Genomic DNA, 24006 nt, shown 5'->3' on the forward strand with positions numbered 1-24006 from the left:
AATATGGCACAGGCACAACGGCTCGCGGGCTATGGTCTAGACGTTTTGAAGAAGCTGTTTAGAATGAAATAGCCCTGACTGCAAAACACTGCTCTTTATAGTTCTTATGTTAGGAAAATCAGGACTATTAATCATTGCTTTGGCTACCAAATACTCTTGAAATGTCAGGTGTGAAAATGACCAAACCTTCTGACTTCGCTCAATTAACAACCCATGCTGTGCTTCCATTGCCCTCAACACTGTCCGACTATCTCGGTGGCCAATCCCTAAAAACTCCGCAATATATCCCTCAATCTCCGTCTGCTCAAATAACACATACTGCGTCTGCTCAAACTTCTTCACTGCCAGATAGCTCAATAACTCCAACTTTCGCTCCACCGACAAATCTCGATAAATCTCATCTCGCTCAATCTCCCGCGACTTGTCCCACTGCTCCAGTAGCAACTCCAAACCCTCTTCATACAGCTTGGAACGTTTCGAGTAAAACTTCTCAGTGGAGTGAAAAACCACACAGGTTAAACTCAGCAAAATCGGCGTAATTGCTAACTCCCGAACCGGCTTATTCGACTCCAAAAAGAGCTGTTCCAGAAACTTCCCCGCCCTCGCCACTCCCGCCAACTCATTTCCCATCACCGTCATAAACCAATGCTCTGCAAACGATCGCACCTGGCCTTCATTAAAATCCGCCACTTCCACAAACTCAAAGTTTAGAGATTTCCAGTCCATTTCCCCTGTAAAACTCTGCGTTCGACACGTCACAATTACTTGCACCTGCGGATAGTCACGAGCCAACTTCTTAATTTCCTCGGTGATCTTCTTTCCATCCTCTCCGGTCAACTCATCCAACCCATCCAGCAGAACCAACACCCGACCTTGCTTGAGTAAGGTTTCTGCATCTGATAATTGCCAACACTTCTCTAGATAAGGCTTCAGCGCATAGACTACCTCACGTCCATCCCTCACAAAATCCCGCAGCCTAATCAAAACAGGAATCCGGTACGCTTGTAACTTTCCTGCATTGCACTCCGTCGCCACTCGCTGCAAATACGTAGTTTTCCCCGAACCCGGTTTGCCCACCACCATTAGGTTTGTATTCTTCGCCAGCAGCTCTAAGCCTGACACCCGTTGCCGTTCCATGCCCAAGCCAATGCGATCTAAACTGCGATGACTGGGATTGTTGCTAAAATCCTGCCATAAGTCATCTAGTTCCGATTTACGACTACTACTCAGTTCCTCCAGAATATTGACATCCACAAACAAGTCACCCAAAGGCACCCAACGATCAACACCCCAAAGCGGCATGGTGCCGTGCAATCGTTGGATGTCATCGTGAAAGCGCGATCGTACTTGCTGAACTAACGCATCAATGTCATCTTTCTTGCTCTCGGCAGGCAGATCGGAGAGTGAACTCGGTGGTTGACGTTTCTGGCACTTCTCCAAATAACGCCGTAACTGCTTTTCCTTAACAGGGCCAGAATCATTAATTCCAAACTTTTTGTAGATCTCAGTTAGTCGGGTACTAATAACCGTGTCAGTTGTCCCAAGCTTATTCGCGATTTGGACTTTATCTTTATCTTCACCAAATAGCAGCACAAAAACATCTCTCTGCTTATCGGTGAGATTTTTTTCATTACCGATTTCGGTCAAAAAGTCATTAGGAAATGGCATTGCAGGCGAGTCAGTGAAGGCTACAGGCATAGTATAGCTACTTTTTTTCCCTATGTCAGGCTAAATCAGCGCAAGTCAGCTAAGTCAGCTTAACTAACTCTGAAATCCAGTTGCTGCAATGGATTTAAGCATTAAAAAAGGTTCTCCTAATGTCTAAATTCAACAAAAAGAAATGGCTCAAAGTAATCGAGTTTGCGGTGGTTGGCTTTGCAACTTTGTGCGATCCAACTGCAGGCGGATTACTGTTTTTGCTCAAGCTGTGCTTTCAAATCCTGACAGCGTTGCAGAAAGATGAGCCGACTGAAACAGACCAGGGCAAACAGACAAACCCGCGTTTGTGCGATCGCAAGTAATCGTATTAAGGGAGAGCAATCACAGAGCGCTCTCCCTTCGCACCAAATACCTTCTGACTGCCATTACAGTATAATTGGTGAATATGACACAGTAAAAATTGTACAGAAATCATGACTATCGAGCTACAGATTTTTCAAACTGTCCTCAAGATGCCAGAATCTCTCAAACAAGAGATATTGCATTATGCAAAATATCTACTTGAAAAACACGCCAAAACAGAATCATCTCCCGAACAAATTGAACAACCTCATGGTTATGGTAGTTGGGCCGGTCAGATCGTTATGTCTGATGATTTCGATGAACCGCTGGAAGATTTAAAGGAATATATGTAACATGGAATCTCTTTTAGATACTCATGCCTTTCTGTGGTATTTGCTTGGCGATTCCAATCTAGGTAGTAAAGCAAAAGAAGCGATCGATACTAAAACAGATTTATATTTTAGTATTGCCAGCCTGTGGGAAATCTCTATTAAAATTAATGTCGGTAAGCTTCAACTGAATCGACCATTTGAAGACCTACCGAAGGAATTGCAATACATTAACGCTCAAATTCTACCAATTACACTTGAAGACACTGACTTTTACGCAAGCCTTCCTCTGCATCATCGAGATCCCTTCGATCGCATTCTGGTAGCACAGACAATGAATCATTCGCTGGTTTTGATTAGTCGCGATGAGGCTTTTGATGCTTATCCAATTCAGCGAGTTTGGTCATGAAGAAGGCAAAAGTTTTATACTAGCGATCGCCCCTACCTATCTAATTAGTCGCTCCATAAAGCTATCGCTATAAACATACAGAAACCCGGCTGCTTCAAAACACCGGGTTTCTAAATATTGTTTCTGCATTTTCGACTGATTAACTTCCGCTGACGTAAGCCATCACTGGAGAACCTTGCTGCTGCTGCGCGATTTCCAAAAGGCGCTGAATCCGCTCCTCTGTCGGCGGGTGAGTGCGGAAAAGAGACTGCAAACCTTTAGTCGAAAAAGGATTCACAATCAGCAGCGGCGACATCGCAGGATTGCCGTGCATCGGAATTTCATGACCGAGTTTCTCCAATTTTTGCAGCGCGTTTGCTAAACCGATCGGGTTATTGGTAATTTCCACCGCACCGCTGTCGGCTGCAAATTCCCTGGTTCTAGAAATCGCCAATTGAATTACCGTTGCTGATAGCGGTGCTAAAATGATTAAAAATAGCAAACCAAACGGATTCGCGCCTTGTCTGCTATCCCGCGTCACCGGGCCGTAAAGCGCTCCAAAAGTCAGAATTCGCCCGACAAATGTAATTGCACCGGCAATTGTTCCTGCAACTGCTTGAGTGAGGGTGTCGCGGTTGCGGATGTGCGTGAGTTCGTGCGCTATAACGCCTTCCAATTCGTCGCGGGAAAGCAGATTCATGATGCCTTCGGTAACTGCTATTGTCGCGTGTTCCGGGTCTCTTCCTGTGGCGAATGCGTTCGGAGATTGAGTGGGAACTACAAAGATTTTCGGTACGGGAATTTGGGCTTTTTCACTCAGCGATGCTACCATATCGTAGATTTCTGGTGCTTCGCTACGGGCGATGGGGCGAGCGCGGTAAGCCATTAAAGCGGCCGTGTCGGAATAGTACCAAGAGCTAAAACTTGAGAAGGCGGCTAGCGCTAAACCGATGTAAAGTCCTTGCTCGTTGCCGATTAAGTAATAACTTCCTAAAACTAGAAGGCCGCTTAAGAGTCCTAAAAGAGCTGCAGTCCTGAGTTGATTTGTTCCTAGCATGGCGGGTTGAGGGCGATCGATATTTTGATATTTTTGAGCTTGTTATTAGATTTCCATACTTGGGGGCGATCGCGCCTCTATCTGCCGAAATAACTGCTGCCGCCAATAGTAGTATTTCACCTTTTCAGTCAGAAACTGGGAATGCGTCGGGAGACTCTCTCGCCTGCTCTCAAGAGGCCGCATAGCCGCAGGATATGACATTTCCAGCCTGAACCTGGAAACCAGATTAAAAACAAAATAAACGCAGACAATCTTAAATTCATCTGCGTTTATCTGCGTTTATCTGCGGTTGAATTCTCCAACCCTAAACCGCTTGCACTTGCTTTTCCTCAACAGCAACAGGTTGTTGATATACTGTCTGAGACTCATTAGCCAAAAAGTCAGCTAATTGAGCTTCAATTTCATCCCGCACAATTTGACGGTATTCCAGAAAATGCTCGTTGTGAGCGCACACTGTTAAATAGTGATCCCAAACCGCCGGATTCCGCTTGAAAATGCTGAACAAATGATGCCAGAACTTCCAGCGAGTGCTGCGCTTAACTCCTTGCCGCCAAACCACAGTTAACAGTGCTCGCAAATCGATCAAACTCGGAACTCTAGCGGGTATCTTTGCGGTAGGCGCGCCTAACATTAAGAAGTGGCGATACGTCCGGTCTAAATATTTCTCAGCATCGTACACTTCGCAGAATGCCTCGACATATTCGCGGGCAATATCTTCGAGAGGCCGCGTCGGGATAAAGTTCATTAAAGTAGTCTGATTGAGGTTGCCAGATTTGTCGCGCAACCGCCCTTCTTTTGCTAATCTGTGGGACAACGCAGTGTGTGGCAAAGCTTGCAGCATTCCAAAGGTTGTGCTCGGAATGGCTGCTGCTTCGGCAAAGTTGACAATGCGCTGACCTGCACCGGGTTTTTCGCCGTCGAATCCGATGATAAATCCGGCCATTACTCGCAAACCAGTTTTCGCAATCAACTCTACCGATTCTATCAAGGAATTGCGGGTATTTTGGAATTTTTTGGTCATTTGCAAGCTTTCTTCATCAGGGGTTTCAATTCCTAGAAATACTGCATTGAAATTGCAAGCTACCATCATCTCCATCAATTCTTGGTCTTGGGCTAAATCGATGGATGCTTCTGTGTTGAAAGTAAACGGGAATTTGTGTTCTTCTTGCCAGACTTTTAAGTCTTTTAGCAACAGTTTGACACTCCGTTTGTTACCGATAAAGTTGTCGTCTACCATGAACACGCCGCGCCGCCAGCCCAAGTTGTAGAGACAGTCTAATTCTGCTATCAATTGTTGGGGGTTTTTGGTGCGGGGTTTGCGGCCGTAGAGGACGATGATATCGCAGAATTCGCACTGGAAAGGACAGCCTCGGGAAAATTGAATTGACATTGAGTCGTAGGCGTCTAATTCCAGCAAGTCGAAGCGGGGAACTGGGGTTGTGGTAACATCGGGTTTTACGCCGTCCGATCGATACATTCCGCTTTTTTCGCCGCGCCCTATTGCTTCGACAAACATCGGCAAGGTGATTTCGCCTTCGTCGAGAATCAGGTAATCTATGCCCGCTGCTTGAGGTTCTTCGGGTACGGATGTCGGGTAAGGACCGCCACAAGCTACGGATTTACCGCGCCGTTTTGCTTCGCGAATTATGTCTAGCAAATCTTCTTTTTGGACAATCATTGCGGAGAGAATAACGAGCTCTGCCCATTCCCATTCTGCTTCGGTGATTTGTCTGATATTGCGATCGACTAACTTAAATTCCCATTCTTGGGGTAAAATAGCTGCTACCGTTACCAAACCCAGCGGTGGCAGCAGCACTTTACGATCGACTAATTCTAGGATTTTCTCGTAAGACCAAAATGTTTTCGGAAACAGCGGGTAAACTAGAAGAACTCGCATTATATGTTAAACCTCACATCAGTAAACAACTTGCGATCGGGCTGGCGTGTTTGAGAGTTCGATCGACTCTCAAGACTTAATGTTAAGGCTAAAATTACGATCTTGCACTCGATCAAATATCTGGCGAGGGGTTAGACCCCCTAAGACAAAGATCGTCAGCGCAATTTTTAGCTTGCAGTTCCCTGTTAAAGTTTGCAAATGCTGATATCTTATCGTATTTGACCCTTAATTGACGATAATCGCATTTAAAAAGCATGGGATTAAGGCAAAAAAGAACTTGAAACAGTAAATTAGTCGTTTGGTTCGCGCGAATCACCCTACATTACTCGTTTGGTGCACATTCCTTCTTCACGCTTGATCTCTTCCTTCTCGCCTAATTTGAATCTTTGCCGGGAATCCCGCTAGTTCTTAACATATCGGCCACTGTGCCGCAGTAACTCGGCATTCCTATGGTTTCGGGATTCACAAGATTTTGATAGGTAAAATGGCGGTAGCTGATGCAAAATCTATCCCAAGCAGCCACCTGAATTCGGAACAGCCAAATAAAGAAATCTGCCAGCCAAGGTGACAGAGTAATCCGAAAAAATATCTTTTTATTCAAATACTGGCAAGCTTGTTCTACCACTTCGTTAGCTGTAATCGCCGGATTTCCTAGCACAAAATGTCGCGGTTCCTCGGAAGCCGGCGGATGTTCAACTAAATAATTAACTACTTTAGCAATATCTGCGCCGTGGATGAAGTGAAAACTTCCATCTGCCTTAAACCAGCGAATCAAACCAATCCATTTAGCAACAAGTGGCAGACCAGATGACAAGTGAGAAACTGGTTTTTCTGCGTCTCCTCCCAATACTAATGTCGGGTAAAGTGCCGTAATTGGAGGCACATTTGTCAAAGCTGACAGATGCACCATGCAGTTGTATTTTGAACTAATATAATCTGTCCCCAGTTCTCCTGCTTCTTTGAGCAAATTGTTGTCTCGACCGAGAATGCTAGCCGTTGAAAAATAAATTACTTGTTGGCAAGTCTGTGGCGAAAGTAGTTGAATTAGCCGGAGAGTTTTGGTTACGTTAACATCAAAAACTTCTTGAGCTCCTCCCCAAGCAGTAGCGGCTACAATTGCTACATTTATTGTTTGGAGAATTTCGGCGTGTTGATCGATATCTCGCATATCGCCTTTTAATATATGGATGCCGGGGCGGGCTTTCCAGTCAAATTTTAATTTTTCTGGGTTGCGAACTAATAAGTAAAGTTCGTGGTTTGTTTCTTGAATCAAAGTTTCGGCCATGTAGTGACCGATACAGCCACTTGCACCCGTCACAAAAATTTTTTTAGAGTTCATTTTGCCGCAGGGGAAGAGGGTTTTTTGACTTGATGCTGAGGCTAAGATCCCCCCTCGCCCCCCTTCTTAAGGGGGGGACAAGATTATTGTCAAATTCTCACTTCTTAAGGGGGATTTAGGGGGATCTATACTCGGTTATAAGCGAGATTTGTCAGGGGTTGTTACTCGTTACCAGGCTCTGACCTGGTAAGGCATATCAGGAGGCTCTGCCTCCATTTTACGCGAGGCAGAGCCTCTAGATATGGGTTCACCAGGCAGAACCTGGGAACCAGTTAAAACCAGTTCGCAATCAATTTCAAGCAGCAACTGCAAGCAATTTGTCGGCTTGTTTTGCGGTTTCAAAGAAGAAACGCACGTTGTCTTCGGGAGTTCCCGGTAATACGCCGTGTCCCAAATTGAGGATGTGTCCGCGATGACCAGCTTTGCGAATTGTATCAAGAATTCGATCGCGAATAAACGGTTGAGAACCAAACAACACGCCCGGATCGAGATTTCCTTGAACGTTCATATTGGGGCCCAAACGTCGGCGCGCGTCTGCCATATCCACTGTCCAATCGACGCTGATGATATCCGCGCCGGATGTTGTCATGCGTTCGAGGAGGCCCGCACTACCGGTGACTAACAAAATTAGCGGGGTGTCGGGATGGGTTTTTTTGACTTGCTCGAACACCTGTTTCTGGTAGGGTAAAGCGAAAGTGTCGTAGTCCTGCGGGGACAGTTGGCCGGCCCAGGAGTCGAACATTTGCACTACTTGCGCGCCGCAGTCGATTTGATAGCGCACGTAAACGGCGATCGCATCTGCGAATTTCGACAGCAACTGATGCAGTAAAGTTGGATCGGAAAATGCCATGTTTTTGATGATGGCATAATCCTTAGAACCTTTGCCCTCAACCGCATAGGCCGCCAGCGTCCACGGCGCGCCCACAAAGCCGAGCACGGTGGATTTGTTGCCGACTTCCTGGCGCAGGGATTTCAGGATAGTTTTGATAAACGGCAAGCTTTCTTCCGGGTTCAGCGGTTGCAGGTTGTCGATTTGCTGCTGAGTGCGAATGGGTGAGTGGATAATCGGGCCTTTGCCTTCGGCGATGTCCATGTCGATGCCCAAACCGGGCATGGGGGTGACAATATCGGAAAACAGAATTACGCCGTCGGGTTGAAATGCGCGCCACGGCTGGAGGGAAACTTCGATCGCAACTTCGGGAATTTCGGAACGTTCGCGAAACGAGGGATACTTTTCTCGCAAATCTCGATAAGCCTTCATGTAGCGGCCGGCTTGACGCATCATCCACACGGGCGGGCGGTCTAGGGTTTCGCCGCGGGCTGCCCGCAACAACAAGGGAACTTCATTTAATGCTGACATCTTAACTTTTCTCTGATTTAGGTATTTTAATGCCTTTGGTAGCTTACCACTGTGCGATCGTCCTTTTTGACAAAAAATTCATCTGTCAGCGGGGAGGGAGATCAGGGGAGTGGCTGAGTTCGATAGCAACCTTCTGGCACGGTCAAGGAATTCTTAATAGCTGAAACTCTTGTTAATAGGGAATTTTCACATCCACCCTTCTGCTACAATGACAATGCAAACTAACAGAAGCCGCGACCGCGACCTCAAGCAGACGAAGCATCTAGCACTGGCGCAGCAGCAAAGCGCCCAAAATCAGCACGGCGAGATAAAAATATGTTTTTTGACAATTGGTTTGAAATAATTCGGATTTTGACGATCGGCGTTTCCGCTTACGCCGCGCTGATTTTTTTGCTGCTAGTTTCCGGCAAGCGAACTCTGTCGAAGTGGAATGCCTTCGATTTCATCGTTACCATCGCGCTTGGTTCGACGCTGGCGACTGTCATCATGTCAAAAGACGTTTCGTTGGTCGAGGGCGTTTTCGGACTCGGCTTACTCATCGGGCTGCAATTCATCGTCACGTGGCTTGCGGTGCGGGTAAAGTGGGTAAAAAATCTCATCAAAGCCGAACCTACTATGCTGCTCAGCCAAGGCCAATTTCTGCCTGTGGCGATGCGGCAGCAGCGCGTGGGTGAATCGGAAATTCGGGCGGCGATTCGGGGGACGGGCAGCGCGTCGATCGAAGAAATCGAAGCAGTCGTGCTAGAAACCGACGGCAGCATGAGCGTTATCAAAAAATCTCCGAACAATTCGCGATCGGCTCTCCAAGATGTAGCTTAGGAATGAAAAATCGCTGGAACGACGGTATTTCATCGATGCCCTCGCAGCATTGCTGGGCAAGGGTTTCAGCGATTTTTTTTTTCGGGGTTGAAGGAGTTTTGACGGATATTTTGGGAACCCTCGCAAATGGTCTCTGGACATCTTGCGCTGTATAGGGTGTCTGATGGAGGTCTCCCCACTCGCTGGGGAAACTAATTTAATGGAAACTAACAGCACAGTATCTTCTCCAAAAAGATTGAGAGCTTCACTCCCCACTCGCTGGGGAAACTAATTGAATGGAAACTGACTGCTTCCATTGTAGAAGCATCGAAATTATCACTCCCCACTCGCTGGGGAAACTAATTGAATGGAAACCACCTCATGGAGCGTGGTATAGGTGTTACTCTACAGACTCCCCACTCGCTGGGGAAACTAATTGAATGGAAACATTATCTACTTACAGTGATGGCTGTTGGGGAACCACCTACACTTAACCAACCCATGAGACTTCCTTTCGATGAAGGAGGGGAAGTGTTCATTTCCTGCTACATTTAAATTGATATTCAGGCGTACCTTTAACCAGTACGCAAGGTACAAGCCAAGGATTATACCTACAAACAAACCTAAGCACTTGACTACCATATCATCTCCTTGTTCACCAGGATAGTGCTAACAGGATTGATGCCTCTGGACATGATCCAGAGGCACCACGAACATACTCTCCACTCGCTGAGGAAACTAATTGAATGGACACTAGCGAGGCAAAGAAACCCGATTTCTACCAAGAAACCGGGTTGATGAACCCGCGCTATAGTCCAAAATATAGAACCGATGAAGCACAAATCCTGCGATTGCTTCGTTCCTCGCAATGACAAGAAACAGTCTTCGCAATGACAAGAAATAGTCCTCGCATTGAGAAGAAACAACTTACCTAGTCACGCAGACTCCGCCCACCACTACCCGACATTGATCTGGGCCCGCATCGAATCTATTATCATTCCGCCTCGCCGAATCTAAATCTCTAGTCCGCGAATTGTAGTAATAATCTCCCGCCGGAAACCTTCTAGTCGGGACAGCGCAGTAAGTCGAGTCTTGATTTCCATCGTCAAACCTTACTCTCACCATAGAACGTCTCTCGCGACAATCAACAGACCGCAAGTCAAAATCATCTTGCAGAAGCTGTGCTCTGTCATATTGACCGTCATTTCGATCGTTATCTCGCCTCGTATACCAATCGTCCCGCGAATTGCGAGATCGTCTGTCGCCCCCATCAATTCCCGAAACTTCCAGCGTGTAGCTACCGCCCCTGGCAGCATCTTTTGCTAACACTAACAGTTTATAATCGCCACTACGGGGAATTTGATAATTAAAAGAGCGGTCTTGCGTAAAAGCGACTTGTTTGTTGTTCCCGTAAAACAGCACCATCACGGGAGTAAAACCGCGACTTCTATCTGTATCTAAAAACACTTCAATGTTATCGCCTTCCCGAGCGTTGAATGTGTATTCTTGGCCACGCAATTCTTCCGTCGGAGAGCCGGGTGTCCACATATTCCGAAAACGGTAGATCGGAGAAGTACGGCGAATTACTCCGTCAATGCGATCGTTATTCTGTATCTGTTCGCCAACTGCACTAGACGAAATGCCAGTGAGTGCCAATCCTGCAACTAGCACAGCGGCAGCAATACTGTTTAACAAGTTGTGAGTTCTCATATCAACCTCTCGAAAATTTTAAAATCTTTTTGCTTTTTTTGTGCCGACATTTGCATACACAATCCATTTTAAATGTAATTTCTGCCAACCGTGTCAACCTCACCCAACCCGGCTATTTAGCTGGTGCAAAATCTCATGTTAAAGTTATAGACGTTGATCCCTAATCTAAAGTTGCGATCGATCGCCACAAATCAGCAACCCCGATTCAGCGTCGAGACTCGCCATAATTCCCATCGGTAAAGCAGCGTTAACTCCCTCGTGCCCGAAGGGCAAATCCGAGACAATCGGAATATTCAAATCCCCCAGCCGATCGCGCAAAACCTCTTCAATGCTAAAACTGGGAATACTCGGCTCAATCTCGCAGCGACTGAAGCGCCCCAAAGCAATGCCCCGCACCCCAGCGAAAGCTCCCGCCATCCGCCACAAAGTCAACATTCGATCGACCCTGTAAGGAGCCTCGGAAACATCCTCAAATGCGAGAATAACCCCGGTCAAATCCGGTTGATACGGGGTTCCGAGCAAATGAGAAGCAACCGTCAGATTCGCCGGAAACAGCCGCCCGGTAGCTTTTCCGCTGCCCCATCCTTTACCTTGCAAAGATTGTAAGGGACGACCTTCTATGCAGTCAAAAAGTCGATCGACAGACCAATCCGGTTCATCCGCCAAAGTTGTCAGCATCGGCCCGTGAACGCCCCAAACACCCAATTTAGCCTGATTCCACAGCAAAGCAGTAATATCTGAAAAGCCGATTAACCATTTCGGCGAATGGGAATCAGGAGTTGGAAATTGGGAATTTTCCGCCTTTCCCACATTTCCTTTTTCCAAAAGTCGAGTGCTGCCGAAACCGCCACGAACACACAGAATACCGCGACAATCCGGGTCATTGAGGGCCTCTGCTAGCTGTCGGACGCGGTTTTCATCGGAACCTGCCAAATAGCCCCAGCGATCGTCAAAACCCGGTGTTAATTCAACTCGATAGCCGCGAGATTTCCAAATTTCTACACCCTTTTCAAAGTTGGTTGATTCTCGCAAAGTGCCACTAGGGGCAATTACTTTGAGCAAATCTCCTGGTTGCAGAAATTTTAGGTCAGTCATTTGTTATTAGTTATTAGTTATTAGTTATTAGTTATATCGTGTTTGGTGAATCGAGCGTAATTCTATAGGGGCGGGTTTTACAGACAATTTATGACTAAAACAGACTATCTCGAAAACCCGCCCCCACCCACCCATAAACACAAACCTACATTTTCGGATTCGATGCAAATTTCAGGTTGATTTGGGTTATCGGTTGTGGCGGGGCGGGTTTATCTAGATTGTTGATTATCGTTAGATATTGTCTGTAAAACCCGCCCCTACCGGATCTGGTTGATTATTGATTTAGGAGTGAGTTTTTGAGATTATTTGTTAATGATTGCTACGGCAAAGTTAGAATTTCTACCCCAGAATCAGTCACAGCCAGAGTGTGCTCGAATTGAGCCGAAAGCTTTCCATCCTTAGTGATAGATGTCCAACCATCGGCGAGAATTTCCACTTCCCAAGTACCCTCATTAATCATCGGCTCGATCGTAAAAACCATGCCTTGTCTGAGCTTCTTTCCCGTGCCCCGCTTGCCGTAGTGCAGAATTTCCGGTTCAGTGTGAAAGACTCGGTGAATCCCGTGTCCCGCAAAATTTCGCACTACCGAAAAGCCCTGTGCTTCAGCATATTCTTGAATCGCTGCACCGATGTCACCGGTACGAGCACCCGGTTTGACTTCCGCAATTCCTCTTCTTAAACATTCCTCGGTTACTTCAACTAACTTTTTCGCTACCGGTGAAGGTTTCCCGACAAAAAAAGTCTTGGAAGTATCGCCATGATAACCATCAACTAAAGGCGTTACATCAATATTAATAATATCCCCTTCTTTAAGAATTTGTTTCGCATTGGGGATGCCGTGACAGACTACTTCATTGACGCTTGCACACAGAGATTTGGGAAATCCTTTATAGCCTAGCGGAGCGCTTTTGGCTCCATGTGCCAAAGTCCAACGTTCGGCTTCGTCGTTAATTTCTAAAGTGCTTACACCCGGTTTAACCATTGGTTCGAGATGTAGCAGAAGTTCGGCAGCTAAACGGCCTGCTTGGCGCATTTTTTCGATTTCTCTACTGGATAAAAGCACTAAACGTTCGGTTGCCATAGTTTTTTTCTGTTTCCTTTTTTTCTGGTCGCTTAAGAGTTTATTTAACTCAATTTGAGAATAGATTTGAACCAGTGTTCACAACGATCGCCCAAAGCTGCTAAAGAATATTCTACCTCTGCTTGTCGCCTGCAAGCGCTGCGGTCAATTTGGTCTAAGCGGGCGATCGCACCTACCAACCCATTTACACTATCAGGAGCCACTAAAAAGCCCGTCAGTCCGTCTCTAACAATTTCCGCCGGCCCCCCGCGCTCGTAAGCAATCACAGGCACACCGCACGCTAAAGCCTCGATCGCGACATTTCCGAAAGCTTCCACCCAACGTGGTGTCATCAACAATGCTTGACACTCTCGGACTTGCTCTTGCATTTGAGTTGTTGTCAGAAACCCTAAATATTCTACCGGAGCATCCGGGTAATCAGCACAAATTTTTTGCCAATAATCCTCATCTTGCATTTTGCCCATAATTTTCAGGGGAATGCCTGTAATTTTCGCTGCTGCTACTGCATCTTCTAAGCCTTTTTCCGGGGCGATGCGGCCTAGCCAAGCTAATTTAGACTGCGGTTTGTCGCAAAATTTGTACAGGGATAAATCTATGCCATTTCCCAACAACTGACATTCATCGGCAAAGGCGAATGTTTTGGCTTGAGAAGCGGTGTGAACTCCGATCGTACCAGGAAACTTGAGGGCGGTTTGTCCGGCGATGCGATCGAGGGCTGCAGAAAGGGATCCCATGCTGATCAAATGTGCGATCGGAGTCCTAAAAAATGGTGTCAAATAAAACGGCAGCCAATCGTAGGCAAAATTAACAATGACATCCCATTCATCCTGAACTTGGCGAGCATATTCCCACATATTCGCCAGCACCGAATCTGCGGGCATCACAATAGGATCATTGTAATCTTGTGTTTGGGCGGTTACTTGCAAATCGCCCATTATTTCGATTACAGGAATTGATTCTAAGACTGAACCTATCGGCCCTACCACTGCTATTTTATGACCTCGGCGGTGCAATTCTTTAGCGATGTTAAGGACTGTAAGTTCGACTCCGCCGCCCAAACCCGAACCGAGTTGACCGACCGAAGTTGAGAGCAACAATATTTTCAAATAGTTAGTAGTCATTAGTCATTAGTCATTAGTCACTAATTCTAACATAATCTAACTTATAAATTCTCCCCTCTAAAATCTAAAACTAAAATAACTTTAAAATTGCTAAACTTATCAATCCATCCCAGAACGCGGACGGAGGCGGTTCAACTGATTGATTGCCCAGCGAGCAGTTTCCTGAACTTCTGGATCGGGATCGTCCGTCGCACGGTGCAACAAGTAACTGATTTGATTCACCAATTCGTAAACCCGCGTTAAGTCGCGAATTGCATTTTTACGCACTTCGGGATTTTCATTTTGCAGGGAAATTGACCAGGCATTATTCATGGGTTTGAGCGTGCGAATGCCAATTTCCGAGAGACTTGCCAAAATTAAACTGTACTGCTTCGAGTCGGAATTTGGTAGCAAATCGAGCAACGGCTCAACTGCTCTGGAATCTCCCCGCTGGCCTAGTTCCCAAATTGCTTTGCCCCTCTTTGCGGGATTTAGCTGCTGCAAATCTTCAATCAGTGCTTCAATAATATCAACTTTAGGTCTACCATCCGTTTCGGGAAGGGCAATACCTTTCTTCTTCGCTAGGGAATCGCCTTGATTAGTTGTTTCGGGAATGTTGAAACCTGTATTGCTGTACCCATTGCTGTGAGTTTCCAAGGGCGAGGTGTCGGAATTAATTTGATCGCCCTCGACTGCTGCATCCTCGGATTCTGGTTCCCCGGATTCCTTGCTAAAAGGTCGATCGCTGCTGTCGAGACTGTTGTCTTTTGGCAAATCCAAAGGGTAAGGAAAGGCTGACAGCGGTTTTGATAGCCCAAAAGAACCCTCTTGCTGTGTAATTGCGTGCGAGTTTGTAGGAGAATCGGGATTAGTAAATTGAGAGTTTTTTTGGTTGTGGCGCTCTAATCTTCCCCGTCTTCGCTTAGGATAATTTGACTCGTCACTGCTAACTAATTTGAGCATGATAAATACTGCCGCTGCCGTAACGACAACTGCTGCCAAACCCAACATTAAGAACCCCCGCTGACGAGACAAGATGACGATCAAATTGGATACCGATTTCGGGATCTTAGAATTAGATTTGGACGTTTTGGACGGCTGAGATTTGTTTTTATCGGCCGCTGGAGACGGTTTTGGAGGCTTGGAATCCTGGCGATCGTCCGGGGGAGAGTTTGCCTGAGCAATTTCTTGGGAAACAGCACGCGCAGAGGCATTGAGTACCTGGTGCCCTCCGTCGGCACTTGGACTGAACACAGCGCCCAGACAGGCAATGCAGGTGAACAAACATACACAGGAGCGGTAATGCGCCATAAGACTCAATCCGGGTTTTGAGAGGCAACGCCGCATGACGAGCTTTAGTTTAACCTTGAGTTAGCTCGATCCTAGCTGCTATGGGCTTAACTAACTTACAAATACCACCAGACTAGCGAAAAACCCTGGTTTGAGAGGGCACTGAGCCAGATCTTATAAGCACAATTGTGTCATTGACGTGCAACTCCTTTAAATAATTAGTTTAAAACGAACCACTACATCGGCGGCTACGACTTTAGCAGCGGCATCCCGAAAGTTGATTGCAGCTCATCTCACCTACGTGCAGTGTGCAATGCAGGCCCCGCAGCACTGCGCTGGGGGGGCGCTAGCAGACGATCGTGGCTAGCTGTCGATTTCTTACTAATAGCGTGGCATGACCAAAAGTTTAACAAGCTTCCGAGCCTGCAGGTGGATCGTTTTTGTGTGAATTTGGGCCCAAGTGGGACAGGGGAATTGGCACTGGTAACGAGAAACTCGGTTTTTTCGTTAATTCTTCACTGCTAAACCGCATATTTTCCGTACATTCCAGGATGCACTCTCGACGCTCACAAACCAGTTTTATTTACCAAAAATGCTGTAAGAAAGAGAGCGCTGATTTGACCGATGTTAATTTGAAGGGGACAATTATGCCGGATAGAAGTGTTTGGGCGATCGACTAAGATAACCGTTAGGAAATATTGTAGTCAGTTAGCAAGCGCCAAAAATCATACTATCTTGTAAAAGTAGGGTCAGATTTAGTTAGGAGCTATAGTGAGAGCGAGTAGACCCTTTCACGCAGGCGCCCTCTGTCAACGTTCTGTTTATTTGTACCCACTTACTTAAGTTAAATCAATCGGTATTTAATGCTGTGCCGCCAAATTTGATATAAGATCGAGCTAAATTTCTAGTGTGAGAGTAGAGGCGTTTGTGAGCCAACAAGATATTTTAAATTTAGCAAAAGAAGGCGATGCCAGGGCGATCGCATTTCTGATCAGCCAAGCACTCCAAAGCTTCGGCGTCACGGCTAAAGCCAGCCGGGAAAATGACACCCTGCACCTGCTGCTGGAAGCAGAACATTTGCCTGCAGAAGAAGCCTGTCTCCGAGTCGCAGTCAAAGGGTTGCAGCGGCTGCAACCAAATAACCTTTACTCAGTGACAGTCTACGGGCGGCGCGGCGGCGAGCAATTGCCCGCTTGGACTCAGACGGTAGAATTAAAAAAACGCTTGACTTCCGCACCCGTGAGTGCATTAGTTGCCGTGAATGCAGCAGTAGCTGCGAGTGCAGCAGTAGCCGCTAGTGTAGCCGCTTCTCCGATTCCTGTGACTTTGCCCAAGCTAGAAAAACCTCAAAATGTCACAACTACGACCACTCAAACATTAGAAAAATCTCCGCCCCAACCCCTTAAAATCCCAACTCGAAAACCCCCAACCCAAAGGCAGCAAAAGCCATCACCGCAGCCAGAATTAGCAGGCACTAAAACTAAAAAATCAGGGGTGTCAGTTGGTGCTGTGAGTCTAATTCTCGTGCCGATATCCGGCTTTGTTCTGGCTTCTCAACTTTACAAATCCTCAACCACCGCTACTAATAACCCTCTAACGTCAAAGCCTGCGGTACAAGAAGTGAGAGCGACACCAGCACCAGCAGCCTCAGCCAAACCCCTTCCACCTCCAAAACCGCCCTCCCCTGCAGCCAAAAAACCTGCCATTTTGCCCGCCACTGTCAGCATCAAAGCAGTTGGTGACATGATCCCCGGCACAAATTATCCCTACAACAAACTGCCGGCAAAAAAAGAGCTTTTATTGGCGTCCGTAAAACCGTACCTCCAAGGAGCTGATATTCTGTTTGGCAATTTTGAAAGCACGATGACCGATTATCCTTACAGTTCCAAAGCAGGCGGCGGACGACTGCTGTTTGCCTTTCGGACGCCTCCGAGTTATGCCAAAATTTTCAAAGATGTTGGTTTTGATATTTTGAGTATTGCCAACAATCACTCTTACGATTTTAACGAGCAAGGATTTAAGGACACGATTAAAAACATCGACAGCAACGGCATGAAGGCTGTTGGCAAAAGAGATCAAATTGTTTATCAAAATGTCAAGGGTGTGAATTTTGCCTTTATCGGTTTCAGCAACTACGGCGAAGTTCACAATTCCTTGCTGGAACTGAAAGCGGGAGCAGAAGTTGTCAAAAAAGCCAAGCAAAACGCTGATATTGTAGTGATATCAGTTCATGCTGGATCTGAAGGAACGGGAGCTCTGAATGTGAGAAATAAAACTGAGTTCTTTTACGGAGAAAACCGGGGAAATATGGTTTTGTTTTCGCGGACGATGATTGATGCGGGAGCAGACTTGATTTTGGGACATGGCCCGCACGTTCCCCGAGCGATGGAACTTTATAAAGGGAAATTGATTGCTTATTCCCTAGGCAATTTTTTGGGTTATCGCACTTTGTCCTCAGCAGGAGTACTCGGTCAATCTCTAATTTTGGATGTGAAAATGACTCCGCAAGGGGATTTTGTTTCTGGTAAGATTATCCCCGTCCAACTTGACGGGCGAGGTGTTCCGGCTGTTGATAACAAATTTAGGAGTGTGGGGTTGATTAACCGTTTGACAAAGAGCGATTTTCCCAATAGCGGTTTGACAATTGATGACAAGGGGCAAATTTTGAAAAAGAGTAAGTAGTCAGTAGTCATTAGTCATTAGTCATTAGTCATTAGTCAGTAGTCAGTTGGTAGCGGGCACTCACAGGCACCACCCCTACCTACTGCCTACTGACTGCTCATTTCTTTCAAAGCTTCTTTCATTTCGTCTGCTGTCGTCGTTGCCGTACCGAATTGACGCACGACAATACTAGCCGCCAAATTTCCCAAAACTGCCGCTTCCCAACCAGATGCACCGACGCACAAAGCTAAAGTCATTGCTGCTACAACTGTATCTCCAGCACCGGTTACGTCGAATACATCAGTCTTGTTAAAAGGGGGAATGTCCCAACTTTGAAGGGCAAATTCCCCCTTTTCACAAATGGATGTTGGAGGGGGTGAATTTTTGATTTCTTCGCCGTTGGCCCTTTCAAACAAAGTCATCCCTTCTTCGCCGCGAGTAATCAGGATTTTTTGAGCTTGAGTTAAGTTCAATAAATCGCGTCCTGCTTGCATTAAAGTTTGAGGGTTTTTGATAGCATATCCGACGGCTTGCTCGGCTTCTGGCAAGTTCGGAGTAAATAACATTGCTCCAGAATATCGCTGCAAATTTATTTGAGCGTCTACAATTGTTTTGCCGGGAACCACTGCCGATTCGATCGCCAAATTCGTCCAAACTCCGTCGCCGTAGTCGGAACAAACCACTGCATCTACTGTCGGTATTTGCTGCCGGATGTAGTCTGCCAATTGCAACTGCAAATCTAAATCCGGCAACTCGTCCGATTTGCGATCGACTCGGACAATCTGCTGAGTCACTGACTGCCGCGCGTGCCCGGAAATTCGAGTTTTGGTGACAGTTGGACGCTGCGAATCGATTAAAATCCCACCCGTATCAATTCCCGCCGCCTCAAAAATACCGCACAAAGCCTTTCCCTGGTCGTCTTTTCCCACCAAACCAGCAACTTTTACTTTGCCTCCCAGTTTGGCTAAATTATAGACAGCATTTGCGCCACCTCCTGGTACTTGCTGAGTATTTTCGTAGCGCAAAATCAACACAGGTGCTTCGCGGGAAATTCGCTCTACTTGTCCGGTAAGAAACTCGTCCAAGGTCAAATCTCCGATCGCTAATACCTGCGCTTGATCGAAGCAGTCTAATCTTTTCAATAATTGCTCTGTGGAGGCACGCAGTTGAGGCAAAAAATCGGAATAGTCGTTAGTCATTAACCAAAAAAATGAGACTGAGGAGTTGATAATTGAGTGTGGAACGAGCGGGAATTAAAAATCCTAATATAAATTAATAATTAATTTCCTCCCTTGTTTTATTTTTAACTTTTAATTGATTTTCTCACTGGGATTTTGAGAAACCAGTTGCAGGCTGTTGGCGATCGCACTCGCTCAAACAATTTGGCAAAAAAATGCAGATAAAATCGCAGCCATTGAGATTCAACTGAAAGTTTCACGGTGTGGAAGTTTCCTTCTACATAAGTGCCTTCAAAAAACAGCAGAATTATTTCAATTTCTGCTTGATGATCGTAATCACCTGACTCATTTGTTTTTTGAGTGCATCAATTTCCGCTTGCATTTTCGCCATTTTCACAGTCATCGCCTGAATTTCGGCGGCGCCCGCTCCAGAGCTGGGTGCAGCGGCGGCGGCTGGGGCTTCCGGCACTGGTTTCTTTTTGGCCAGTACCATCGCCGATTTGATTGCCTCGGTTAGCTGCTTCTTTTCAAACGGTTTGGCGATGAATGCAAAAAAATGCTTCTCAAAGGGTTTCGGAATTTTTTCCATCACCTCTTCTTCGCGGCCCGACATGATCACCAAAGGTATCTTAGAAAGCTCAGGATGGGCTTGCACTTTTTGATACACTTCCCAACCGCTGACTTTGGGCAGTAGGAAATCTAACATAATTAGATTTGGCCGGGCTTGACGGATCAGTTTGAGTCCCTCTTCGCCGTCTTTTGCTTCTAGAACTTCAAAGTTACCCTGCGGCAACATCTCTCGGACTCGGACGCGGATGACTTTACTGTCATCGATTACCAAGATTTTTTGACCAGCCACGACTGACTCCTTCAGTAATGAATGAGTGATGATTTGCAACCTTCAGTATATCCCTAACAGAATTCTACCCATAATTCTGGGCGAGTTTAGTTTTGTTGCACGTCGGCGCGATTCTGATTTCGGGTGGTACTCCTACAAGTTCAGGGGCTTTGATTTCGGATACGATCGAATATATTAACTCAATCGCCACTTAATTTTATGTCGCCCCAAACTCCTAAAACTCCTACTGTCAAAGCAGTTGCCGCCCAAATGCGGGGTGAAATCGAGGCGATGCCGGAGTGGTTGCGTAGGCCCGTTGGCAAAGCTAGCGAACTTTCCCAAGTGCAAAAAATTATCAAACAGCGGCAAATTCACACGATTTGTGAGGAGGGGAGATGTCCCAACCGGGGCGAGTGCTACGCGCAAAAAACGGCGACTTTTTTGTTGATGGGGCCGACTTGCACCCGCGCTTGTGCTTTTTGTCAAGTAGATAAAGGTCATTCTCCGATGCCCCTAGACCCGGAGGAACCGCAAAAGGTGGCCGAGGCTGTGCAGTTGTTGGGTTTGCGGTATGCGGTGCTGACTTCGGTGGCGAGGGATGATTTGCCGGATGGGGGTGCTGGTTGGTTTGCGAGGACGATCGCCCAAATCCGCATTCTCAACCCGCATACTGAAGTTGAGGTACTGACGCCGGATTTTTGGGGGGGAATGGGGAGGAATTCAGAGGGGGAGAATTCCTGCCTTGATGAGTTGCAGCGACAGCGAATTCGCACGGTGGTGGAGGCTAAACCGGCTTGTTACAACCACAATATTGAGACGGTGCGGCGGTTGCAAGGGCCGGTGCGGAGGGGAGCTAAGTACGATCTCTCGATCGACGTTCTGCGTATTGTTAAGCAATATAACCCAACTATTCCCACCAAATCCGGTTTGATGTTGGGGCACGGGGAAACCGAAGCCGAGATAGTCGAAGCGATGATTGATTTGCGGGATGCCAAGTGCGATCGGCTCACCCTCGGTCAATACATGAGACCATCTCTAGAGCACCTCCCAGTGCGTAAATACTGGACGCCGACCGAATTTGACCGTTTCGGGTCGATCGCCCGGGAGATGGGGTTTGAGCGCGTGCGATCGGGGCCTCTCGTCCGCAGTTCCTACCACGCCGGAGAGAGCGATTGAAACTAATTTGAATTCAACTCGGTATAAACTCCTTGTTACAAAAAATAACTCTAGAGGATTGTGCATAAGTGCGACGCTCTCTGCTATTTGTAAATACAGTGACATTATGAATTAGGAGCTTTACCTATGCCAGAGATAGCCAAGAACCAATTAAAATCCGAGTCCGTGATGAAAACGGGCAAATTCCCTTACACCTTTCGCGCAGGCTGGTTTCTGTTGCTGTTAGCTATCAATTTTTTGGTTGCAGCCTATTATTTCCATATCATTGAATAGTTCTGCCAGTTAACTTTTAGCAGACCCTGCTGTTCTCGACCTCAACGTCGGAGAGTGGGAGAGTGGGAGAGGGGGAGAGTTTTGAGTTTTGAGTTGGCGAGAATATGACTTCATCCTTCTAACTAATGACTACTGACTTCTTCCCTCTTCCCTCTTCCCTCTTCCTTCTGGCTAATGACTAATGACTAATGACTTCTCTAGCGATTTCTCGACGCTTCTAGCTTTGACAACCGCTCTTGAATTTTAATAACATCTTGCTTAGTTTCAATTGCCAAAGTTGCTAAATTGTCAAACATCGGGTCTCCCGACAGCGGTCTAGGATTTGTGCGACCCGAACCTGAAGGGGAAGGAGACTGAGGCCGGTTAACTCTAGAACCTTGGTTCTGCAAGCTGTAGATTTGTCCCCTGAGTTCAGAAATTTGCCTTTCTAATTGAGTAATGCGAAACTCTAATTGACTTGTGGATTGAGCGGGCGTGACAATTGGCGCAACAGCAATTGCTAAGACGCAAGCCAGACATAAAAGACAAATTGTTAGGGCGCGATGGCGAATATTTTTCGGCATAGCTTTAATAATTTAAATTATACCTGTTCTACGATAACAAATCGCCGAGATTTTTTGCCTCTATCAGAAGTAGGTCTTATGGCAACTAGGAAGGTAGCTATTTTAATGTTCGATGATGTCGAGGTACTGGACTTTGCAGGCCCTTTTGAAGTGTTTTCGGTGACATCAGAATTAAGTAAGGGCGATTCCCTTCGGGATAGCTTCGCTTCACGACCTTTTGCAGTCTCTACCGTAGCCGAACATCCCGGTGCTGTCAACACCCGCAATGGTTTGAGCGTAAATCCCGACTGCACCATTTCCGATTGTCCGCCACCGGATATTTTAATTGTACCGGGAGGCCAAGGTACTAGAAAGTTAATCGATAATTCAGCAGTTATTGATTGGATAAAAGATTGTGCGCGAACAGCAGAATTAGTGCTTTCCGTCTGTACGGGTTCGCTGCTTTTGGCAAAAGCTGGCTTGTTGGAAGGTTTGGCCGCAACTACCCACCATCAAGCATTGGATTTATTGAAAAAATTAGCGCCCAACACAACTATTATCGAAAATCAGCGATTTGTAGATAACGGCAAAATCATCACTTCTGGGGGAATTGCTGCGGGAATTGATATGTCTTTGCACGTTGTCGGCAAACTTTTGGGTACAGCACAAGCTGAACAAACAGCAAATCACATGGAATATAAAATTGGGAATCGGTAATGGTGAATCTAGTTAATTGCACATTTTATTTGTACGGACACGGCATGAACCCTTAGTGTCAATTTAAGTTTCAAATCCTTTGTATCTCTCGTTTATAGCCGAAATTAGATCCCCCTAAATCCCCCTTAAGAAGGGGGACTTTGACGCTCTTTTTCCCCCCTTCTTAAGGGGGTTAGGGGGGATCGAGAGGCTTATTAGATGGACAAAAGACTGGTAAATTTGGACGTTAACTTAACACCAATGGGCATTGCCGTGTCCATACCCCTAGCTAATCAAGCATCTTCGCCCCAAACTTTTAGTTGTAAATAAACTAATAGCAAAGCTATAGCCATCAGGAAAGTTGCCGCTGCGGCTGCATAGCCAAAATCAAATTGCGAAAAAGCTTGCTCGTAAATATAATAAACTAGCAAATTAGTAGAGTTCAAAGGGCCGCCGCCGGTGATGACGTAAACTTGCTCGAAACTCCGCAGGGTAAAAATAGCAGTAGTAACAGTAGCAAATACTAAAGTCGGCCGCAAACCTGGTAAAGTTATGTACAAAAATTGCTGCCAAGCATTAGCTCCATCCAATTCTGCGGCTTCGTAACGATTTACCGGAATTGCTTGCAATCCTGCTAAAAATACTACCATATTAAAGCCTAATTGTTTCCAAACACTGAGCAGAATTATCACAGGCATTGCCCAAACTGTGCTGCTAAGCCAAGGAATTGGATTTAAGCCGATCGCCATTAACAGACTATTCACCGGGCCTTCGGTTTGAAACAACCACCGCCAACCCAAGCCAACTGCAACTAAAGAGGTAATCGAAGGAATAAAATAAGCGGTGCGGAGAGCTCCTCGCCAAGCAAACGAGCGATTTAGCAAAACTGCCAAACCCAAAGGAATCACTAAACTGGGAATGACTGTCGCAGTAGTAAAATAGAGCGTATTTTGGATAATTTGCCAGAAATCCGGGTTTGTGACTAGACGCCAGTAGTTGTTGAAGCCAATCCAACGCACTCCCGACTGGGTAAAGCTGCCGCTGGTAAAGCTGAGGTAAAATAAATAGGCGATCGGCCAAATCAAAAAAGTACCCAGAAACAGCAAAGCTGGGGCCAGGAAAGTCCAAGCTGCGATCGCATCATTATCCAACCAGTTAAAACGCCCAAATTTTATCTGAACCATTGGCTTGTAAATT

The 24006-nt window shown here is 46.4% G+C and carries 22 protein-coding genes; 8 read left to right on the forward strand and 14 right to left on the reverse strand.

Annotated features, from left to right (window positions below; all coding sequences use genetic code 11):
• Window positions 1-36: 36 nt before the first annotated feature.
• The gene (locus QUB44_RS08520) at window positions 37-1698 is read right to left on the reverse strand and encodes an NACHT domain-containing protein (RefSeq protein WP_333365538.1); all 1662 of its coding nucleotides are present in this window, start codon (window positions 1696-1698) and stop codon (window positions 37-39) included.
• Between the two features lie 119 nt (window positions 1699-1817).
• On the opposite strand from QUB44_RS08520, the gene QUB44_RS08525 reads away from it, so the two are divergent.
• From QUB44_RS08525 to QUB44_RS08535, 3 genes are all read left to right on the forward strand, one after another.
• Complete coding sequence (locus tag QUB44_RS08525) at window positions 1818-2021, forward strand: hypothetical protein (RefSeq protein ID WP_333365542.1); 204 nt, start codon at window positions 1818-1820, stop codon at window positions 2019-2021.
• A gap of 111 nt (window positions 2022-2132) precedes the next feature.
• Window positions 2133-2354, forward strand: a complete 222-nt coding sequence (gene vapB / locus QUB44_RS08530) for a type II toxin-antitoxin system VapB family antitoxin (protein ID WP_333365545.1) — start codon at window positions 2133-2135, stop codon at window positions 2352-2354.
• Between the two features lies 1 nt (window position 2355).
• Window positions 2356-2739 carry a type II toxin-antitoxin system VapC family toxin gene (locus tag QUB44_RS08535; protein WP_333365548.1) on the forward strand — a complete coding sequence of 128 codons (384 nt, stop codon included), beginning with the start codon at window positions 2356-2358 and terminating at the stop codon, window positions 2737-2739.
• Window positions 2740-2878: 139 nt separating this feature from the next.
• Here the strand turns inward: QUB44_RS08535 and QUB44_RS08540 are convergent, their stop codons facing one another.
• From QUB44_RS08540 to hemE, 4 genes are all read right to left on the reverse strand, one after another.
• Window positions 2879-3775, reverse strand: a complete 897-nt coding sequence (locus QUB44_RS08540; RefSeq protein ID WP_333365551.1) for a M48 family metalloprotease — start codon at window positions 3773-3775, stop codon at window positions 2879-2881.
• A 304-nt stretch (window positions 3776-4079) separates the two neighbouring features.
• Window positions 4080-5672 carry a DUF4070 domain-containing protein gene (locus tag QUB44_RS08545; protein ID WP_333365554.1) on the reverse strand — a complete coding sequence of 531 codons (1593 nt, stop codon included), beginning with the start codon at window positions 5670-5672 and terminating at the stop codon, window positions 4080-4082.
• A 373-nt stretch (window positions 5673-6045) separates the two neighbouring features.
• Window positions 6046-7011, reverse strand: coding sequence for an NAD(P)-dependent oxidoreductase (locus QUB44_RS08550; protein ID WP_333365557.1), 966 nt, complete (start codon window positions 7009-7011; stop codon window positions 6046-6048).
• 295 nt (window positions 7012-7306) lie between these two features.
• The gene (hemE, locus tag QUB44_RS08555; protein WP_333365560.1) at window positions 7307-8371 is read right to left on the reverse strand and encodes a uroporphyrinogen decarboxylase; all 1065 of its coding nucleotides are present in this window, start codon (window positions 8369-8371) and stop codon (window positions 7307-7309) included.
• 315 nt (window positions 8372-8686) lie between these two features.
• Between hemE and QUB44_RS08560 the strand changes: the two genes are divergently transcribed.
• Window positions 8687-9190: a YetF domain-containing protein gene (locus tag QUB44_RS08560; protein WP_333365563.1), complete on the forward strand. Its 504-nt coding sequence runs from the start codon at window positions 8687-8689 to the stop codon at window positions 9188-9190.
• Between the two features lie 906 nt (window positions 9191-10096).
• Here the strand turns inward: QUB44_RS08560 and QUB44_RS08565 are convergent.
• The 5 genes from QUB44_RS08565 to QUB44_RS08585 form a co-directional block, all read right to left on the reverse strand.
• Window positions 10097-10879, reverse strand: coding sequence for a hypothetical protein (locus QUB44_RS08565; RefSeq protein ID WP_333167276.1), 783 nt, complete (start codon window positions 10877-10879; stop codon window positions 10097-10099).
• Window positions 10880-11044: 165 nt separating this feature from the next.
• Complete coding sequence (locus QUB44_RS08570; RefSeq protein WP_333365566.1) at window positions 11045-11974, reverse strand: LD-carboxypeptidase; 930 nt, start codon at window positions 11972-11974, stop codon at window positions 11045-11047.
• 319 nt (window positions 11975-12293) lie between these two features.
• Window positions 12294-13055, reverse strand: a complete 762-nt coding sequence (gene map, locus QUB44_RS08575) for a type I methionyl aminopeptidase (protein ID WP_190659689.1) — start codon at window positions 13053-13055, stop codon at window positions 12294-12296.
• Window positions 13056-13099: 44 nt separating this feature from the next.
• The gene (locus QUB44_RS08580) at window positions 13100-14176 is read right to left on the reverse strand and encodes a glycosyltransferase family 4 protein (RefSeq protein ID WP_333365570.1); all 1077 of its coding nucleotides are present in this window, start codon (window positions 14174-14176) and stop codon (window positions 13100-13102) included.
• 99 nt (window positions 14177-14275) lie between these two features.
• Entirely contained in the window at window positions 14276-15466 is a 1191-nt protein-coding gene (locus QUB44_RS08585) for a HEAT repeat domain-containing protein (RefSeq protein ID WP_333365573.1), read from the reverse strand.
• Window positions 15467-16372: 906 nt separating this feature from the next.
• Here QUB44_RS08585 and QUB44_RS08590 point away from each other — a divergent pair.
• Window positions 16373-18127 (forward strand): CapA family protein, encoded by a 1755-nt coding sequence (locus tag QUB44_RS08590; RefSeq protein ID WP_333365576.1) that lies wholly within the window; start codon window positions 16373-16375, stop codon window positions 18125-18127.
• Window positions 18128-18213: 86 nt separating this feature from the next.
• Here the strand turns inward: QUB44_RS08590 and QUB44_RS08595 are convergent, their stop codons facing one another.
• Together QUB44_RS08595 and QUB44_RS08600 are read right to left on the reverse strand one after the other, a co-directional pair.
• The gene (locus tag QUB44_RS08595) at window positions 18214-19305 is read right to left on the reverse strand and encodes a PfkB family carbohydrate kinase (RefSeq protein WP_333167266.1); all 1092 of its coding nucleotides are present in this window, start codon (window positions 19303-19305) and stop codon (window positions 18214-18216) included.
• Window positions 19306-19591: 286 nt separating this feature from the next.
• The gene (locus tag QUB44_RS08600; protein ID WP_333365579.1) at window positions 19592-20143 is read right to left on the reverse strand and encodes a response regulator; all 552 of its coding nucleotides are present in this window, start codon (window positions 20141-20143) and stop codon (window positions 19592-19594) included.
• 198 nt (window positions 20144-20341) lie between these two features.
• Between QUB44_RS08600 and lipA the strand changes: the two genes are divergently transcribed.
• Window positions 20342-21298 carry a lipoyl synthase gene (lipA, locus tag QUB44_RS08605; protein WP_333365582.1) on the forward strand — a complete coding sequence of 319 codons (957 nt, stop codon included), beginning with the start codon at window positions 20342-20344 and terminating at the stop codon, window positions 21296-21298.
• A gap of 168 nt (window positions 21299-21466) precedes the next feature.
• Complete coding sequence (locus QUB44_RS08610; RefSeq protein WP_333097955.1) at window positions 21467-21571, forward strand: photosystem I protein PsaX; 105 nt, start codon at window positions 21467-21469, stop codon at window positions 21569-21571.
• A 197-nt stretch (window positions 21572-21768) separates the two neighbouring features.
• Here QUB44_RS08610 and QUB44_RS08615 read toward each other — a convergent pair whose 3' ends face one another.
• Window positions 21769-22134 carry a hypothetical protein gene (locus QUB44_RS08615; RefSeq protein ID WP_333365585.1) on the reverse strand — a complete coding sequence of 122 codons (366 nt, stop codon included), beginning with the start codon at window positions 22132-22134 and terminating at the stop codon, window positions 21769-21771.
• 78 nt (window positions 22135-22212) lie between these two features.
• Here QUB44_RS08615 and QUB44_RS08620 point away from each other — a divergent pair, with 78 nt between their 5' ends.
• Window positions 22213-22830, forward strand: a complete 618-nt coding sequence (locus QUB44_RS08620) for a DJ-1/PfpI family protein (protein ID WP_333365588.1) — start codon at window positions 22213-22215, stop codon at window positions 22828-22830.
• Window positions 22831-23102: 272 nt separating this feature from the next.
• On the opposite strand, the gene QUB44_RS08625 is transcribed toward QUB44_RS08620, so the two are convergent.
• Window positions 23103-23993 (reverse strand): sugar ABC transporter permease, encoded by an 891-nt coding sequence (locus tag QUB44_RS08625; protein WP_333365591.1) that lies wholly within the window; start codon window positions 23991-23993, stop codon window positions 23103-23105.
• Window positions 23994-24006: the final 13 nt, after the last annotated feature.

Origin of the sequence: Microcoleus sp. AT3-D2, from assembly GCF_036705715.1 — a bacterium.
In the GTDB taxonomy this organism is placed as follows: domain Bacteria; phylum Cyanobacteriota; class Cyanobacteriia; order Cyanobacteriales; family Microcoleaceae; genus Microcoleus.

Coding starts and splice junctions, on each gene's coding strand:
- QUB44_RS08615 (WP_333365585.1), bottom strand. CDS start 22,134: ATGCCGAAAAATATTCGCCATCGCGCCCTAACAATTTGTCTTTTATGT.
- vapB (WP_333365545.1), top strand. CDS start 2,133: ATGACTATCGAGCTACAGATTTTTCAAACTGTCCTCAAGATGCCAGAA.
- QUB44_RS08585 (WP_333365573.1), bottom strand. CDS start 15,466: ATGGCGCATTACCGCTCCTGTGTATGTTTGTTCACCTGCATTGCCTGT.
- QUB44_RS08560 (WP_333365563.1), top strand. CDS start 8,687: ATGTTTTTTGACAATTGGTTTGAAATAATTCGGATTTTGACGATCGGC.
- QUB44_RS08580 (WP_333365570.1), bottom strand. CDS start 14,176: ATGACTACTAACTATTTGAAAATATTGTTGCTCTCAACTTCGGTCGGT.
- QUB44_RS08595 (WP_333167266.1), bottom strand. CDS start 19,305: ATGACTAACGACTATTCCGATTTTTTGCCTCAACTGCGTGCCTCCACA.
- QUB44_RS08525 (WP_333365542.1), top strand. CDS start 1,818: ATGTCTAAATTCAACAAAAAGAAATGGCTCAAAGTAATCGAGTTTGCG.
- QUB44_RS08570 (WP_333365566.1), bottom strand. CDS start 11,974: ATGACTGACCTAAAATTTCTGCAACCAGGAGATTTGCTCAAAGTAATT.
- QUB44_RS08550 (WP_333365557.1), bottom strand. CDS start 7,011: ATGAACTCTAAAAAAATTTTTGTGACGGGTGCAAGTGGCTGTATCGGT.
- QUB44_RS08535 (WP_333365548.1), top strand. CDS start 2,356: ATGGAATCTCTTTTAGATACTCATGCCTTTCTGTGGTATTTGCTTGGC.
- map (WP_190659689.1), bottom strand. CDS start 13,055: ATGGCAACCGAACGTTTAGTGCTTTTATCCAGTAGAGAAATCGAAAAA.
- hemE (WP_333365560.1), bottom strand. CDS start 8,371: ATGTCAGCATTAAATGAAGTTCCCTTGTTGTTGCGGGCAGCCCGCGGC.
- QUB44_RS08565 (WP_333167276.1), bottom strand. CDS start 10,879: ATGAGAACTCACAACTTGTTAAACAGTATTGCTGCCGCTGTGCTAGTT.
- QUB44_RS08610 (WP_333097955.1), top strand. CDS start 21,467: ATGAAAACGGGCAAATTCCCTTACACCTTTCGCGCAGGCTGGTTTCTG.
- QUB44_RS08520 (WP_333365538.1), bottom strand. CDS start 1,698: ATGCCTGTAGCCTTCACTGACTCGCCTGCAATGCCATTTCCTAATGAC.
- QUB44_RS08625 (WP_333365591.1), bottom strand. CDS start 23,993: ATGGTTCAGATAAAATTTGGGCGTTTTAACTGGTTGGATAATGATGCG.
- lipA (WP_333365582.1), top strand. CDS start 20,342: ATGTCGCCCCAAACTCCTAAAACTCCTACTGTCAAAGCAGTTGCCGCC.
- QUB44_RS08620 (WP_333365588.1), top strand. CDS start 22,213: ATGGCAACTAGGAAGGTAGCTATTTTAATGTTCGATGATGTCGAGGTA.
- QUB44_RS08540 (WP_333365551.1), bottom strand. CDS start 3,775: ATGCTAGGAACAAATCAACTCAGGACTGCAGCTCTTTTAGGACTCTTA.
- QUB44_RS08545 (WP_333365554.1), bottom strand. CDS start 5,672: ATGCGAGTTCTTCTAGTTTACCCGCTGTTTCCGAAAACATTTTGGTCT.